Source organism: Bradyrhizobium sp. USDA 3311 (assembly GCF_054062495.1).
The window spans coordinates 2,037,404-2,050,866 of record NZ_JBSSFI010000001.1; the positions used below are offsets into that span (position 1 = coordinate 2,037,404).

The 13,463-nt window shown below is 66.3% G+C and carries 15 protein-coding genes and 1 pseudogene; 11 read left to right on the forward strand and 5 right to left on the reverse strand.

Annotation, left to right across the window (positions count from 1 at the left end; all coding sequences use genetic code 11):
* Position 1: 1 nt before the first annotated feature.
* From ACVWW6_RS09580 to ACVWW6_RS09605, 6 genes are all read left to right on the forward strand, one after another.
* Positions 2–412, forward strand: coding sequence for a GNAT family N-acetyltransferase (locus tag ACVWW6_RS09580; protein WP_011083011.1), 411 nt, complete (start codon positions 2–4; stop codon positions 410–412).
* Positions 409–2,316, forward strand: a complete 1,908-nt coding sequence (gene cobT / locus ACVWW6_RS09585; RefSeq protein WP_011083010.1) for a cobaltochelatase subunit CobT — start codon at positions 409–411, stop codon at positions 2,314–2,316. Before ACVWW6_RS09580 ends, cobT begins: the two co-directional genes overlap by 4 nt.
* Positions 2,313–3,383 carry an esterase-like activity of phytase family protein gene (locus tag ACVWW6_RS09590; RefSeq protein WP_404525296.1) on the forward strand — a complete coding sequence of 357 codons (1,071 nt, stop codon included), beginning with the start codon at positions 2,313–2,315 and terminating at the stop codon, positions 3,381–3,383. The genes cobT and ACVWW6_RS09590 overlap by 4 nt, the downstream gene beginning before the upstream one ends.
* A 43-nt stretch (positions 3,384–3,426) precedes the next feature.
* On the forward strand, positions 3,427–4,128 hold the full coding sequence (locus tag ACVWW6_RS09595; RefSeq protein WP_060909859.1) for a hypothetical protein: 702 nt from the start codon (positions 3,427–3,429) through the stop codon (positions 4,126–4,128).
* Positions 4,129–4,278: 150 nt separating this feature from the next.
* A complete protein-coding gene (locus ACVWW6_RS09600; protein WP_456680601.1) occupies positions 4,279–5,391 on the forward strand; it encodes an NADH:flavin oxidoreductase/NADH oxidase in 1,113 nt (370 codons plus the stop codon).
* A gap of 168 nt (positions 5,392–5,559) precedes the next feature.
* A complete protein-coding gene (locus tag ACVWW6_RS09605) occupies positions 5,560–5,967 on the forward strand; it encodes a hypothetical protein (RefSeq protein WP_271556241.1) in 408 nt (135 codons plus the stop codon).
* A 201-nt stretch (positions 5,968–6,168) separates the two neighbouring features.
* Here the strand turns inward: ACVWW6_RS09605 and ACVWW6_RS09610 are convergent, their stop codons facing one another.
* The 3 genes from ACVWW6_RS09610 to ACVWW6_RS09620 all read right to left on the reverse strand — a co-directional run bounded on the left by ACVWW6_RS09610 (position 6,169) and on the right by ACVWW6_RS09620 (position 8,511).
* Positions 6,169–6,414 carry a PilZ domain-containing protein gene (locus tag ACVWW6_RS09610; protein ID WP_028175824.1) on the reverse strand — a complete coding sequence of 82 codons (246 nt, stop codon included), beginning with the start codon at positions 6,412–6,414 and terminating at the stop codon, positions 6,169–6,171.
* Positions 6,415–6,599: 185 nt separating this feature from the next.
* On the reverse strand, positions 6,600–7,937 hold the full coding sequence (locus tag ACVWW6_RS09615; protein WP_456680602.1) for a T6SS phospholipase effector Tle1-like catalytic domain-containing protein: 1,338 nt from the start codon (positions 7,935–7,937) through the stop codon (positions 6,600–6,602).
* A 238-nt stretch (positions 7,938–8,175) separates the two neighbouring features.
* Complete coding sequence (locus ACVWW6_RS09620; RefSeq protein WP_038966647.1) at positions 8,176–8,511, reverse strand: hypothetical protein; 336 nt, start codon at positions 8,509–8,511, stop codon at positions 8,176–8,178.
* Positions 8,512–8,898: 387 nt separating this feature from the next.
* Between ACVWW6_RS09620 and ACVWW6_RS09625 the strand changes: the two genes are divergently transcribed.
* From ACVWW6_RS09625 to ACVWW6_RS09640, 4 genes are all read left to right on the forward strand, one after another.
* Entirely contained in the window at positions 8,899–9,195 is a 297-nt protein-coding gene (locus tag ACVWW6_RS09625) for a hypothetical protein (protein ID WP_304549300.1), read from the forward strand.
* On the forward strand, positions 9,188–9,484 hold the full coding sequence (locus ACVWW6_RS09630; protein ID WP_027545228.1) for a hypothetical protein: 297 nt from the start codon (positions 9,188–9,190) through the stop codon (positions 9,482–9,484). The genes ACVWW6_RS09625 and ACVWW6_RS09630 overlap by 8 nt, the downstream gene beginning before the upstream one ends.
* Before the next feature lie 273 nt (positions 9,485–9,757).
* Positions 9,758–10,036 carry a DUF1488 family protein gene (locus ACVWW6_RS09635; RefSeq protein ID WP_011083000.1) on the forward strand — a complete coding sequence of 93 codons (279 nt, stop codon included), beginning with the start codon at positions 9,758–9,760 and terminating at the stop codon, positions 10,034–10,036.
* Positions 10,037–10,219: 183 nt separating this feature from the next.
* Positions 10,220–10,900 (forward strand): hypothetical protein, encoded by a 681-nt coding sequence (locus tag ACVWW6_RS09640; protein WP_456680603.1) that lies wholly within the window; start codon positions 10,220–10,222, stop codon positions 10,898–10,900.
* 213 nt (positions 10,901–11,113) lie between these two features.
* Here the strand turns inward: ACVWW6_RS09640 and ftsZ are convergent, their stop codons facing one another.
* Entirely contained in the window at positions 11,114–12,373 is a 1,260-nt protein-coding gene (gene ftsZ, locus ACVWW6_RS09645) for a cell division protein FtsZ (protein WP_456680604.1), read from the reverse strand.
* 89 nt (positions 12,374–12,462) lie between these two features.
* Positions 12,463–13,080, reverse strand: a complete 618-nt coding sequence (locus ACVWW6_RS09650; protein WP_456680605.1) for a hypothetical protein — start codon at positions 13,078–13,080, stop codon at positions 12,463–12,465.
* A 124-nt stretch (positions 13,081–13,204) separates the two neighbouring features.
* Here ACVWW6_RS09650 and ACVWW6_RS09655 point away from each other — a divergent pair.
* Positions 13,205–13,349, forward strand: a pseudogene (locus ACVWW6_RS09655) (DUF1488 domain-containing protein); the annotation flags it as partial.
* Positions 13,350–13,463 lie beyond the last annotated feature (114 nt).

Below are 13,463 nucleotides of genomic sequence, written 5' to 3' on the forward strand. Positions count from 1 at the left end.
CATGGCCACCATCACCGTCGAGCGCACCATTGGGACGACCAAGAAGGCTGTGCTCGCCGGGCTCGGCGCCTATAACGACGAGCACTTTGGGAAGCAGAAGGTCAGGAGCATCGCGGTCTCACTGAAGGACCGCCGCAAGATCGTCGGCGGCATCGTCGGGCATCTCTGGGCCACGGTTCTGTTCATCCAGTACTTCTGGATCGACCAGAAGCAGCGCGGCAAGGGTTTTGGGACGAAGCTGATCGCGGCGATCGAGGATGAGGCGAGACGGCATGGCGCGATCCAGGCCTATGTCGACACGATGAGTTTCCAGGCGCCGGGCTTCTATCGTTCCTGCGGGTACGAGGAATTCGGCACTCTCAAGGGCTATCCCGGCGGCGTGACGCGCCATTCGTTTACGAAGTCGCTATGAGCACATCATCATCCAATTCCAAATTCCGTAACAGCAAGGAAGCGCCGACCGAGCCGTTCAAGCGCTCGGTGGCTTCCTGCCTGAAGGCGATCGCGAAATCGCCCGAGCTCGAGGTCTCCTTTGCCGCCGAGCGGCCGGGCCTTGCGCCCGGCAAGGCGCGGCTGCCCGAGCCGGCGCGCAAGATGACCAAGCGCGATGCCGCCATCGTGCGCGGCCACGCCGATTCCATCGCGCTGAAGCTCGCCTGTCACGATCCGAAGCTGCATCGCAAGCTGATGCCGGGCAATCCGCAGGCACGCGGTGTGTTCGAAGCGGTCGAGCAGGCGAGGGTGGAGGCGATCGGCGCGCGCCGCATGGCGGGCGTTGCGAAAAACCTCACCGCGATGCTCGACGACCATTTCCATCGCGGCAAGTTCGACGAGATCACCGACCGCGCCGACGCGCCGCTGGCCGATGCGCTGGCGATGCTGGTGCGCGAGCGCCTCACCGGCATGGCGCCGCCGACGGCTGCGAAGAAGATGGTCGATCTCTGGCGGCCGATTCTCGAAGACAAGATCGGCAAGCGCCTCGACCGGCTCGACGGCGTGGTCGAGGACCAGACCAGGTTCGGCGACGCCGTGCATGACCTCTTGTCGGCGCTCGAGCTCGGCGACGAGCGCAACGCCGACAGCGAAGAGAATGACGACGACGACGAAAACCGCGACGGCGACAACGACCAGTCCGGCGCCGAGGGCTCGCCCGATTCCGATGCCGCCCAGGAGATGAGCGCCGACCAGGCGCAGGCGTCGAGCGAGGAGATGAGCGAGAGCGCGATGGAAAGCGCGCAGGCCTCGACGTCAGACACGTTCGACGACGGCGAGCTCGGCGACGACGAGACGCCGGGCGAGGCGACGCGTCCGAACGCGCACGGGAAGAACGAGCCGCGCGGGCCGGAATATCACGCCTTCGCGCCGAAATTCGACGAAGTCATCGCCGCCGAAGACCTCTGCGACCATGACGAGCTGGAGCGCCTGCGCGCCTATCTCGACAAGCAGCTGGCGCATCTGCAAGGCATCGTCGCCCGCCTCGCCAACCGGCTGCAGCGCAAGCTGATGGCGCAGCAGAATCGCGCCTGGGAGTTCGATCTCGAAGAGGGCATCCTCGACCCCGCGCGGCTGTCGCGCGTGGTGACCGATCCCTATCACCCGCTGTCCTTCATGCACGAGAAGGAGGCGACGTTCCGCGACACCGTGGTGACGCTGCTGCTCGACAACTCCGGCTCGATGCGCGGCCGCCCGATCACGGTGGCGGCGACCTGCGCCGACATCCTCGCCCGCACGCTGGAGCGTTGCGGCGTCAAGGTCGAGATTCTCGGCTTCACCACGCGCGCCTGGAAGGGCGGGCAGTCGCGTGAAGCGTGGCTTGCGGCCGGCAAGCCGGCCAATCCCGGCCGTCTCAACGATCTCCGCCACATCATCTACAAGTCCGCCGACGCGCCCTGGCGCCGTGCGCGGAAGAACCTCGGCCTGATGATGCGCGAGGGACTCCTCAAGGAGAATATCGACGGCGAGGCGCTGGACTGGGCGCACAAGCGCCTGCTCGGCCGGCCCGAGCAGCGCAAGATCCTGATGATGATCTCGGACGGCGCGCCGGTCGACGATTCCACGCTGTCGGTCAACGCCGGCAACTATCTCGAGCGGCACCTGCGCCACATCATCGAGGAGATCGAGACCCGCTCGCCGGTCGAGTTGATCGCGATCGGCATCGGCCATGACGTCACGCGCTACTATCGCCGCGCAGTGACGATCGTGGACGCCGAGGAGCTCGGCGGCGCCATCACCGAGAAGCTTGCCGAGCTGTTCAGCGAGACGGCGACCGCACCGCAGCCCTCGGCAAGCCGTCCGCGCCGCAAACTGCATTCGTGAGCACGCTTCGATCCCGCCGCAGCTTCCTTGGCCACGCGGCGGCGGGATTTTCCACTTTCGCACTGTCCCGTCTGGCGCAGGCGCAAGTCACGACCGAGCCGCCGCCGCGCCCGCTCCAGGTCGAGCGCGCCGTCGCCGAGCCCGTCAGCATCGAGGTCAATGCGCGGCCGATCCCGAATTTCGAGCCGCGCGACCGCTCGCGCACGCGCTTCGGTTCGCTGGAGTATCGCAGCGGCCTGGTGCTGACCTCGCCCTATCGCGGCTTCGGCGGCCTGTCCGGCATCCGGCTGGATGCGAAAGGCGAACGTTTCCTTGCGGTCTCCGACCAGGGCGGCTGGTTCACCGGGTCCATCCGCTATTCCGGCAGCAGGATGGCCGGGCTCGACGACGTCGAGGCCGCGCCGCTGCTCAATGCGGAGGGACGGCCGATCACGGAAAAGCGCCTCTGGTGGGATTCGGAGTCGCTGACGCGCGACGGCAACGTCGTCTATGTCGGGCTCGAGCGCGTCAACCAGATCCTGCGCTACGATTTTTCGAAAGGCGGCACGCGCGCCCGCGGCGAGGTGATCCAGGTGCCGCCCGCGTTGCGCAAGCTGCCGCACAACAAGGGGCTCGAGGGGCTGGTCTTCGTCCCGAAGGGCCAGCCGCTCGCCGGCACCCTGATCGCCTTCTCCGAGCGCGGGCTGGACGCCGACGGCAATCTGGTCGCGTTCCTGATCGGCGGCCCCACGCCCGGGCAGTTCAGCGTCCGCCGCACCGAGAAGTTCGACATCAGCGACGCGCTGCTCTTGCCGTCGGGCGAGCTGCTCATCCTCGAACGCAAATTCTCCTGGTTCACCGGCGTCGACATCCGCATCCGCTCGATTCCCCTGAAATCGATCGCGCCGGGCGCGGTGGTCGACGGCCCTGCGCTGTTCAAGGCCGATCTCGGCCAGGAGATCGACAACATGGAAGGCATCGACGCCCACGTCACGCCCGAGGGCGACACCGTGCTGACGCTGGTCTCGGACGACAATTTTTCAATGCTCCAGCGCACGCTGCTGCTCCAGTTCACGCTGGTGGAGTGAAGTCATCGTTGAACGCGGTGGCTTTTGGCCGCGACAAACCATCATGCAATTCCGCTGTGCCATCGCTGCTGCGCTCTTCGTCGTGCTTGCCGGCCTGCCGCAGGCGCACGCCACGGCCGAGCACACCTATGCGAAGGGCGAGTACGGCATCATCTCGGGCGGGTGGGCGCCGAACAAGCGGCTCGCCATCGCCGTCCATGGTGAGGGCGACGGCGCGCATGATAAATTTCACGCCTATCTGATGGCGGAGCCGGGCCATCGCCGGCTTATGACGCTCGACAACGTCAACGACGACAACATCCTCGACACCGCGCCGGATGCGTTCCACGCCGCCTGGTCGGCGGACTCGCGCTACGTCGCCGTCACCTTCCGCAGCGAGCGCCACATCGTCACGCTGAACCTCTACGCCGTCGACGGCCGCCGCGCGCGCCTCGTCGATGCGCCGGACCTGTTCCGCGACGCGACCGGCCGCAGCATCGATCGCAAGACCGACGGCGATATGCGCACATCGGTACCCGCGCTGACATGGCAGGCACCGCGCCGTTTCCATCTCACCGACTACCGCGTGTTCGTCCTCGACGACACCGCGCTCGCGGACAAGCTCGGGCCGCTCGGCAAGGCGACGGCGATGAAGGATGGCCGCACCACCATCCAGTTTTCCGCCGAGACCGACGGCGAGCTGCTGCCCGATGGCCGCATCCGCATGGGCAAGCCCAGGGCGGGCCAGTTCGAGGAGCTGGAGTAGGGCGGCGGCTGAGTTGATGTCGCGATCCCGTGATCATATGACGCGCGCAATGCATGCCGCCACGGGCGGGCATGTCCGCCGCGCGGCTAGCAATCCGGCATCCGCTCACTACACTTCCATGATTGCCCTCCATCCCCCGGAACTCCCTGCATGAGCGCCCTGTTTTCCCCGATCAAGCTGCGCGGCCTGACCTTGAAGAACCGCGTCGTGGTGTCGCCGATGTGCCAGTATTCGGCCGACGACGGCGTTCCGACCGACTGGCACTTCACCCACATCAACAATCTTTCGCTCTCGGGCGCGTCGATGTTCTGCATCGAGGCGACCCATGTGGAAGCGATCGGCCGCATCACGCCGGGCTGCCTCGGGCTCTACAGCGATGCCGCCGAAGCCGCGCTGAAGCAGATTCTCGCCTCCGTGCGCAAGCATTCCACGACCGCGGTCGCGATGCAGCTCGCCCATGCCGGCCGCAAGGCCTCCAGCGCGCGGCCCTGGGACGGCGGCCAGCTGATCCCGATCAGTGACGGCGGCTGGCAGACGGTGGCGCCAAGCGCGCTGCCGCACAAGGAGGGCGAGGCCGCGCCGCTCGCGCTGGATAGCGCGGGCCTCAGGCGCATCCGCGAGGCCTTCGTCGAGGCTGCGAAACGCGCCGAGCGCATCGGCATCGACGCCATCGAGCTGCACGGCGCGCACGGCTATCTGCTGCATCAGTTCCTGTCGCCGATCTCGAACCGGCGCACCGACGAATATGGCGGCAGCCTGCAAAACCGCATGCGCTTCCCGCTCGAAGTCTACGACGCGGTGCGCGCCGTGTTCCCGCACGACAAGCCGATCGGCATGCGGGTGTCGTCGACCGACTGGGTTGAGGGCGGCTGGGATCTGGCGCAGACCATCGAATTCGCCAGCGCGCTGAAGGCGCGCGGCATCGACTGGATCGATGCCTCCTCCGGCGGCGTCTCGCCGCTGCAGAAGATTCCGCTCGGCCCCGGCTATCAGGTGCAGTTCGCAGACGCCATCCGCCGCGAGACGGGACTGCCCACCATCGCCGTCGGCATGATCTCCGATGCCAAGCACGCCGAGGAGATCGTCGCCTCCGGCAAGGCCGACATGGTCGCGCTCGGCCGCGGCATGCTCTACGACCCGCGCTGGGGCTGGCACGCCGCCGCCGAGCTCGGCGGCGAGGTCGAAGCTCCGCCGCAATACTGGCGCTCGCAGCCGTCGACGCAGAAGGCGCTGTTCGGCAAGACGACGTTCGGGGCGAGGTAGGGGCGCATGCGAGGCGCAAGGACAGCGGCATAACCACAGGGAGTAACTCGATAGGTTTAAGTTGCGCGATCGCAGCCGTTCCCTCACGCATCCGTAACATCCCTCGGCTTCCACCCCCCGCAAAACTGGCCTAACGTCCGCACGTTCAACGCCTCACGGAGGCCCGCCATGCGTTATCCTGTCCGCAAAGCTGCTCACATCTTCGAGCGCGTGGGCCTAGCGATGGCAGGCGCGGCGTGCGGACTGTTCGTCGGCGCCTATGTCGGGTCGGCAATCCCCGTGCTCACCACGCAGGGTTTCCTGGTGCTGATGATGGCGCTGGGCGCGGTCGGCTTCTATCTCGGCATCGACACGCCGCAGCTGCCCTTCGACGAGGCGCACAGCGCCATCGACGCCGCGGAATTCTTGAGCTCCGCCGGCACGCTCTGCGCCACGCTCACCGCGCTCGCCTCCGTCGCCGTCATCGTGCTGCGGCTCGATCCGCACCTGGCCTGGACCTGGCTCTCCCTGTTCGGCTGGATCGGCGGCGTCGCCATGCAGATCGTCGCCGGCGCGAAGGCCAGGATGCGGAAGTAGGCAAAGCCGTCGCCCCAAATTCCGGTGTCGTCCTGGCGAAAGCCAGGACCCATTACCCCAGGGAGAAGTTTGGCGGAGACTCGTTGTCCGGTACGCCTACCATCCACAACCGATAGATTCCGCGGTATGGGTCCTGGCTTTCGCCAGGACGACGATCGAGCGAGGGGCTACGGAAGAGAGCCAAAGAGGCGGCTCGCGCCCTCAAAACACCACGCCGACTCGCGAGCCGCGCTTCCAGGCGATGCGGCAGCGTTTCTTGGTGTTGACGTGCAGCAGCTCGAACCTGTCGGGGATGCTCACCTGGCCGCCGAGATCGACGCAGGCCCCGCCGGGCGAATAGTCGATCAGCGTGCAGGGGATCACCGGCGCGCGCGGGTCGGTGATGATCTTGGCCTGGCGGGACACCAGCCCTGCGGGTTTTACACGGGCGAACTTTCGCGGATGCATTGGCACATCTCCTCCAATTCCGCGGATAGCGCGGGTGGTCTCTTCCCAATGATCGACGGGAGTTGATGCGATCCGACTAAGGTGGGCGGGAGAATTTTAATGAAAAGTAGCGGCGAATGGCGAAAGCGGCGGTAGCGGGGTGCGACGGCGTTGCCTCAAGCTCCGCCGTCGGCGCCAGCGCCATCTCACCCCGTCACCATCTCATCCGTCTCCGCCGCGGCCCCCACATGCGGCGGCACCGGCATCGGCACCGTTTGATACGTCTTCGGCAGATTCACCGGCCGGTAGTCCGGCTCCACCGCCATCCGCTTCACGACGCTCTCGTGCACATGCGCGCCTTCGGGGATCAGGCGCGGCTCGCAATCGGGGATGTAGAAGCCGAGAAACACTTTTCGCTCCGGCCATTCCCGGTACTTCGCGCTCTTCGGCAAATATTCCAGCAGCCGCCAGGCCGCCGTCATCGAATTGTGCAATTCGCCGGTCTTGCCGGTGTAGGCGGGCGGCACGTACTGGAACGGGGAGTTCTTGCGATGGACGCCCCAGGCGAGCTGGTTCACGGTGCGCGGGTTGAAGTTCAGCCCGGCCTTTCCCGCCTCGTCGATCATCCAGATCAGCGGATATTTCGATTCGCCGCTCTGGGCCTCCGGATAGCCGCCGCCGACGTCGCTGTGCACGCCGGCGAACCACACCTGCATGATGTCCTGCGGCTCCTTCTTGTCGTCGGGCACGAAGCGGTTGCTCCAATATTCCTGCGGCTCCCGCCATTGCTTGAGGCGGAACATGCAGCGCCGCTCGTCGATCGCGATCGCCTGCCGGAAGATCTTTACGCTCGGATTGCGCAGCGTGAAGGCGAGCTCCTCGAAGCTCGGCCAGTACAGCCGGTCGGGACGCGGCACGATCACGCTCGCCACGGTGTCCCACACCCCGATGAAATGGATGGTCGGCCAGCGCGAGGAGGTGATGCGCGCGAACTGCGCGGCGAGGTCGAACTTGTCCTGCGGCAGCGGCCCGTCGTCGTCGGAGCCGACGTCCTTGAGGTCCGCGATGTCGTTGCCGCGCCCCGAGCCGGAATATTGCTTGTAGGCGACGAGGCCCGAACCTGCGAGGTTGGCCTGCTCCGGCGAGATCAGGCCGACCTTGTGGATCAGCCCCGCCAGCACGCGCACGGTATAGGCGCCGCGCGAAAAGCCGAACAGGTAGATCTTGTCGCCGGGCGAATAGTGCTCGACCAGGAAGCAATAGGCCGACAGCACGTTGTCATCGAGCCCGTAGCCGGTGGCGAGCCCCAGCACCAGATTGACGTTGGCCTTGAGGCGGTGCCACGTCGTCGGCTCCGTCACCGTGCCGACGCCGGGATCGTAGAACACCATCTGCCGCGGCTGCGTCTTGTCGGTCTTGCGCAGGCAGCGATAGAGCTTGAGGACGTTGGAGATGTTCTCGCTGATCTCGTTGCCGGTGCCGTCGCAGCAGATGACGAGGTGCTTCGGCTCGGTCTTCGGTTCGGTTCTGCGCTCGTGCTCCACAGGTCGGCCCCTCCCGGCAATGCTACCGGGGCGAGTATAGCAAAAAAGCGCGACGGCGAGGAGACGGTGGTGGTTGCCGCAGCGAAGGTGCGCTCCCTCGCCCCGCTTGCGGGGAGAGGGTTGGGGTGAGGGGGAGTCTCCGCAAGGAAGAGCTGGACTCGCGGAGAGTCCCCCTCACCCGGTATTTGCTGCGCAAATCCCGGCCTCTCCCCGCAAGCGGGGAGAGGCGAAAGAAGCCCTACTTCTTCTTCGCCGGCCCGAAATCCGGCTGCCATGCCGCGTCCTTGCGGCTCGGGGCCGCGGCGATCACCTTGGTCTTGTCCTTCTTCGGCTTCTTGGTCTCGCGGTTGCCGCGTTGCTGTCCCTTGGCCATGGCGTCGGTCTCCTGTGGGGGTTTGAGTTCGTCCAGTTCGTCGGATTGCAGCACGCGTCCGCGCGGCGTGCAGACGCGCACGTCCATGTAGCCCTCGCGCAGCAGCTTGCGCGCCAGCCGCAGCGCGACGGTGGCGCTGCCGCGGCCGAGATTGGAACAGCCATATTCGTTGGTGCCGCTGACGAGATAGGGCACGCGCATTGTCCTAGCCATTGAGGATGGCCGCCGCGCAGACCAGGAGCAGAAGGAACAGCGCGACGTCGACCTGTGGAACGATCCATTCCGGGACGCGAAACCGCGACATCGCACGCTCCTGCCAGAGCATGAAGATCAGCTCTGATAACTGGTCCTACGGCGGGAGCGCACGTGACCCTCAGTCACCGGTCGATGCCGTTGCAGGAAGTGCGGTGATAGGAGAGAGCGTACGCCTGCCCCATGCCAATAGCGAGGACTAAAACGCCGCGCGCAGCCCGCGGCCCCGGCCGCGCGCGGCGCGGCGACGATAGTGCTGGCTATATCCGCCCAGGGAGCGCATGCTTGTCACAGCCGGCGTCGGTTGGGGCTTCGCTCGCAGGAAGGCAGGCGTCCATGACCATCCGTTCGCGGCGAGAAACCGTCACCTTCAGGCATCCGTTCCGCATCAACGGCATCGACCGGTTGCTGCCCGCGGGCAGCTATGACGTCGTCACCGACGAAGAGATGATCGAGGGCCTGTCGTTCCCGTGCTGGCGGCGTGTCGCCACCATGATCACGGTGCCGGCCGAAAGCGGGGGCGCCGGCATGACGGAAATGTTGTCGATCGGCTCGGTGGACCTCGCGGACGCGCAGGCCGCGGATGCGCAGGCCGCGCCGGCGAGCGTCGCCCAGAGGGTCGCCCATGACTGACGTCCCGGTGGATCTCGACAGGCATCGCGGCATGGCCGCTCAGAAGGCGACCGACCTGCGCCGCGCGCTGGCCGAGGTCGAGAACAATGTCCGGGAGCTGCGCGAGCGCGAGGCCGATCTCGAGAACCGCCTGATGACCGTGCCCGCCACCTCGTGGCCCGAGGCCGCGGTGAAGGCGCGCTATCTGCTCAACCTCTATGCCGCCAGCCTCTCCACCGAGGACACGCGCCACCGCGCGCTGGTGACGGCGCTGTTCGACGATTTCGCCAGGCTCAGTGGCGACAGCTGAGGGTCAGTGGCGATTGCGGCAGGCCGGCCGCAGCGCGGCAGCGGCCGCGCGCTCGTGGAACACAGCCGTCGTCCTGGCGAAAGCCAGGACCCATAACCACCGAACCGAGTTATTGTGAATGAGCTGGCCACAGCGTGCCTCCACAACGCTGACCGGGATAATGGGTCCTGGCTCCCGTGCGCAATTGCGCACTAGGCCAGGACGACGTTGGGGGGCGAGTTCGCGCGCCACAAGCGGCCATCGCGTAGAAGCAATCGCGTAAGGGAGTAAGCCATGACACTCACGAGCAGCCGCTTCGTCGGCTACGAACAGGACCGCGGCATCGTCCAGTTCCTGATGCAGGACGGATCGAAGGAGATCGCCTGCGCGATCTCGACCTCCGCGATGGACTATCTCGAGCGCGGCCCGCAGGCGAGGCCCGAGCAGCGCGAAGCTCAGTTCACCCGCCTGCGCGACCGCATCGAGGCGCGCGCCGCGAGCAAGTACCGCGCGACGGAGTTCGAGGGCACGCCGCCGGGGATCGTGCTGCGGAGCATTGATTTTCGGGGGTAGGGGAGGCGGGCTACCGCGGCTGCGACTTGTCCGTCTTGCGCAGGCAGCGATGGAGCTTCGGGACGTTGGAGATGTTCTTCGGGATCCGTTGCCGGTGCCGTCACGCCCCATGGCCGCATCGTCTGTTGACATTAACCGTCTGTTAACCATGCGGTTGCCTAATGTTGACGATGGGGGATCACCATGTCGGCCCATGTGACGCGACCGAGGTTGATGCCTGTTTCGGCCGATCCGGCCATCCGGTTGGTGGCGAGGCTGGCGGTTCGCGCCAAGGCCGTCCTACAGGGCAAAGCGCCTGTCCCACGGAGCAAAGCCATGTTCGGAAAGGACGACTTAGTGGACAATCTCAGCCGCGATCTCGATCGCGCGCGCGGAAGACGAGATGCGCTTGCATCCGAAGCCACGACCCTGACGGCCCAGATCGCCGAAATTGAAGCCCGTCTTTCGGAGGAAAAGAAAAGGCGTGAGCGTGAGCGCGTCTTGAGCGAGGTCGAAGCGATCAAGACGCGAATCAAGCAAGCCGCCGGCGCGTTTGCGCCTGTCGTCGATGGTCTCTCGAGGGCGATCGAGCAGGCTGCGGCGGTTGTGCCCGAGGCGCGCGAGCTCAATAGTTTCCTGGTGTCGGTGGCGACCGAGATCGACAGCGTGCTCGATCCCCTGCTCCGCGAACTGGATCAGCGCGCGGATGCGGTGCGAACCGGACAGGCAGCGCTGGACCTGCCGAGTTCGGCCATTGAAGCGCCGCCCATCGAGCTGCCAAAGGACACCAACGAGCGCCTGCTTCGTTTTCCGGCGTGGCTGTCCCGCGACAGGGAGACGGACAAGAAGGACACCGCCGAGAGCCCGCGCAGCACGGCGGCTTGAAGCCCCGGCACGCTGCGCACGCTCTACGCCGTCATTCCGGGGCGCGCCTCTTGGCGCGAACCTGGAATCCATCCCTCAACACGCACTGCGGCCAAATGGATCCTCAGGTGCGCAATTGCGCATCCTAGCTCGCGACTTCGTCGCGCCCCGGGATGACGAGCTGTTGTTGGGCTCGCTGGTTGCCGAGCAGGTAACTCCCCCGCTCGCCACCGCTCAGTTGGCGGCGCGGCGCAGGAAGGCCGGGATATCGAGAGCGGCCTCGTCGGGCAGATTGCGCGCAGGGGCGCGGCCGTAAGGATCGAGCGGCTGAAGCGCCGCCTGCGGCGCATAGTCCAGACCCGGCCTTGCCGGTGGCCCCACGGGGTGGTGCGGCTGCGGGCGGAGCGGCGGGCTTTCCACTTGCGGCAGGGTAGCACTGCGCTCGATGCGATCGGCGATGCGACGGCCGTCGTTGCGCAGCCTGCCGGCGAGCTGCGTGAGGGCGGTTTCCACCGGTAGCGCCTGCTGCGCCGGATCGAGATTATCGATTCCGGTCGCAACGACCGAGACGCGGACGATGCCTTCGAGGCTTTCGTCAAACGACGCGCCGACGATGATGTTGGCGTCCGGATCGGCCTCGTCGCGAATGCGGGTCGCGGCTTCGTCGACCTCGTACAGCATGAGATCCCTGCCGCCGGTGATGGAGATGATGAGGCCACTGGCACGCTTGATCGAGGGATTCTCGATCAGCGGATTGGAGATCGCGGCCACGGCGGCGGCGAGCACGCGCTTCTCGCCGGAAGCCTCGCCCCGTCCCATCATCGCCTTGCCCTTCTCCTTCATGACGGAGAGCACGTCGGCAAAATCGAGATTGATCAGACCTTCCTTGACGATGAGGTCGCTGATGCAGGCCACGCCCGAATAGAGCACCTGGTCGGCAAGGGCGAAGGCATCGGCGAACGTGGTCTTCTCGCTGGCCACCCGGAACAGGTTCTGGTTCGGGATGATCAAGAGGGTGTCGACCGTCTTCAGCAGCTCCTCGACGCCGGCTTCGGCAAAGCGCATGCGGCGCTGGCCCTCGAAGTAGAACGGCTTGGTGACCACGCCGATGGTGAGGATGCCGAGCTCGCGCGCGGTCCTGGCGATGATCGGTGCAGCCCCGGTGCCGGTGCCGCCGCCCATGCCGGCCGTCACGAACACCATGTGCGCGCCGGTCAGGTGCTCGCGGATCGTATCGATGACCTCCTCGGCTGCGGCGCGTCCCAATTCCGGCTGCGAGCCGGCGCCGAGGCCTGCGGTGACCGTTGTGCCGAGCTGGATGAGGCGCGTCGCCTTCGACATCGCCAGCGCCTGCGCGTCGGTGTTGGCGACCACGAACTCGACTCCTTGCAGCCCGGCCGTGATCATGTTGTTGACGGCATTGCCGCCGGCGCCGCCGACGCCGAAGACGACGATGCGGGCCTTCATTTCATGGATATCGGTATTGCTTGCCATTTTTCCCTCGCGATTGGTCCGGCAAGCCGGGGATTAAAGAAAGTCTCGAGTGCGCAAACAACAACTTGAAGCGACGATTCATCCTGATCTCATCGCGTTCTAGCCGCGCGGTCTGCTTGCACGATGGAGGCGGCCAGATGTCCCAATCGACGCGCGGCGTATCCCGCGATCGCCTCGCCAGGGCGGCGATCGTTCCGCAGCGCCGTCACTTCGTCTTCCAGTCGCGCCGCCCACGCATTGGCGGCCGTCGTCTCGGCGGCCGCCTGCGTCAGCTCGACGGCGAGGCGATCGGCACGCTCACGCTCGCGCTCGAACACGGCCCTGTAGGCGGCTGCGACGTCTTCGAGCCGCGCGATCTCCGCCTTGAAGGCCCCGATCTCTAGAGCGTTTTCGAGCGAAGTGGATACCGGTTCGCGTGAAGAAAACGCGTCAGAATAAGAATCTGGAGCCCCGTTCCGACTCCGTCGGAACGGAAATGGCTCCATTGCCTCGATCTTTGCCATGGAGGCATCGACGGGGTCTGCCCGGCGGCCCTTTCGTGGGCGGGGCGTGTACCGGAGCGCGGAGAGATCAACGCTCACCAGGGCCTTGCCGTCCTCCGAGCGCGAGCGCGGCAGGCGGCGACGTCTCGCCAGCGACCGCGCGGCCTCGCGCGAGATATCGAGGCGGGCACTGAGATCGGCATACGTCAACAACGCAACGCACATCGGCGCTTCTCCTGGAGCGAACCGGGAAGGCATTTCGAGCTAGTGATGGCTGGACGATTACCGCAGGCTAGGGTGCGTTGGTTAATGGATGGTTAACGCGCGGGGGACACTAACGCCGGGCGTGCGCGCCCGCCCCGGGCAGCGCGAAGCCCAGTTCACCCGCCTGCGCGACCGCATCGAAGCGCGCGCCGCGAGCAAGTACCGCGCGACGGAGTTCGAAGGGCACCCCGCCGGGGATCGTGCTGCGGAGCATTGATTTTCGGGGGTAGGGGGGCGTTACGGAGCTGCGAACGTTTCGTTGTCGCGTCCGTAGCCAGTGGCGAGCGCTGGCATCAGATTGGCGTTGGCCCTGAGCCGGTGCCGCGTCGTCTCCTCCGTTATCC

Excerpts from the sequence above, each read along its gene's own strand:
- ACVWW6_RS09650 (WP_456680605.1), bottom strand. The coding sequence starts at position 13,080 with ATGTGCGTTGCGTTGTTGACGTATGCCGATCTCAGTGCCCGCCTCGAT.
- ACVWW6_RS09630 (WP_027545228.1), top strand. The coding sequence starts at position 9,188 with ATGACTGACGTCCCGGTGGATCTCGACAGGCATCGCGGCATGGCCGCT.
- ACVWW6_RS09640 (WP_456680603.1), top strand. The coding sequence starts at position 10,220 with ATGTCGGCCCATGTGACGCGACCGAGGTTGATGCCTGTTTCGGCCGAT.
- ACVWW6_RS09605 (WP_271556241.1), top strand. The coding sequence starts at position 5,560 with ATGCGTTATCCTGTCCGCAAAGCTGCTCACATCTTCGAGCGCGTGGGC.
- ACVWW6_RS09625 (WP_304549300.1), top strand. The coding sequence starts at position 8,899 with ATGACCATCCGTTCGCGGCGAGAAACCGTCACCTTCAGGCATCCGTTC.
- ftsZ (WP_456680604.1), bottom strand. The coding sequence starts at position 12,373 with ATGGCAAGCAATACCGATATCCATGAAATGAAGGCCCGCATCGTCGTC.
- ACVWW6_RS09600 (WP_456680601.1), top strand. The coding sequence starts at position 4,279 with ATGAGCGCCCTGTTTTCCCCGATCAAGCTGCGCGGCCTGACCTTGAAG.
- cobT (WP_011083010.1), top strand. The coding sequence starts at position 409 with ATGAGCACATCATCATCCAATTCCAAATTCCGTAACAGCAAGGAAGCG.
- ACVWW6_RS09610 (WP_028175824.1), bottom strand. The coding sequence starts at position 6,414 with ATGCATCCGCGAAAGTTCGCCCGTGTAAAACCCGCAGGGCTGGTGTCC.
- ACVWW6_RS09595 (WP_060909859.1), top strand. The coding sequence starts at position 3,427 with ATGCAATTCCGCTGTGCCATCGCTGCTGCGCTCTTCGTCGTGCTTGCC.
- ACVWW6_RS09580 (WP_011083011.1), top strand. The coding sequence starts at position 2 with ATGGCCACCATCACCGTCGAGCGCACCATTGGGACGACCAAGAAGGCT.
- ACVWW6_RS09620 (WP_038966647.1), bottom strand. The coding sequence starts at position 8,511 with ATGCGCGTGCCCTATCTCGTCAGCGGCACCAACGAATATGGCTGTTCC.
- ACVWW6_RS09635 (WP_011083000.1), top strand. The coding sequence starts at position 9,758 with ATGACACTCACGAGCAGCCGCTTCGTCGGCTACGAACAGGACCGCGGC.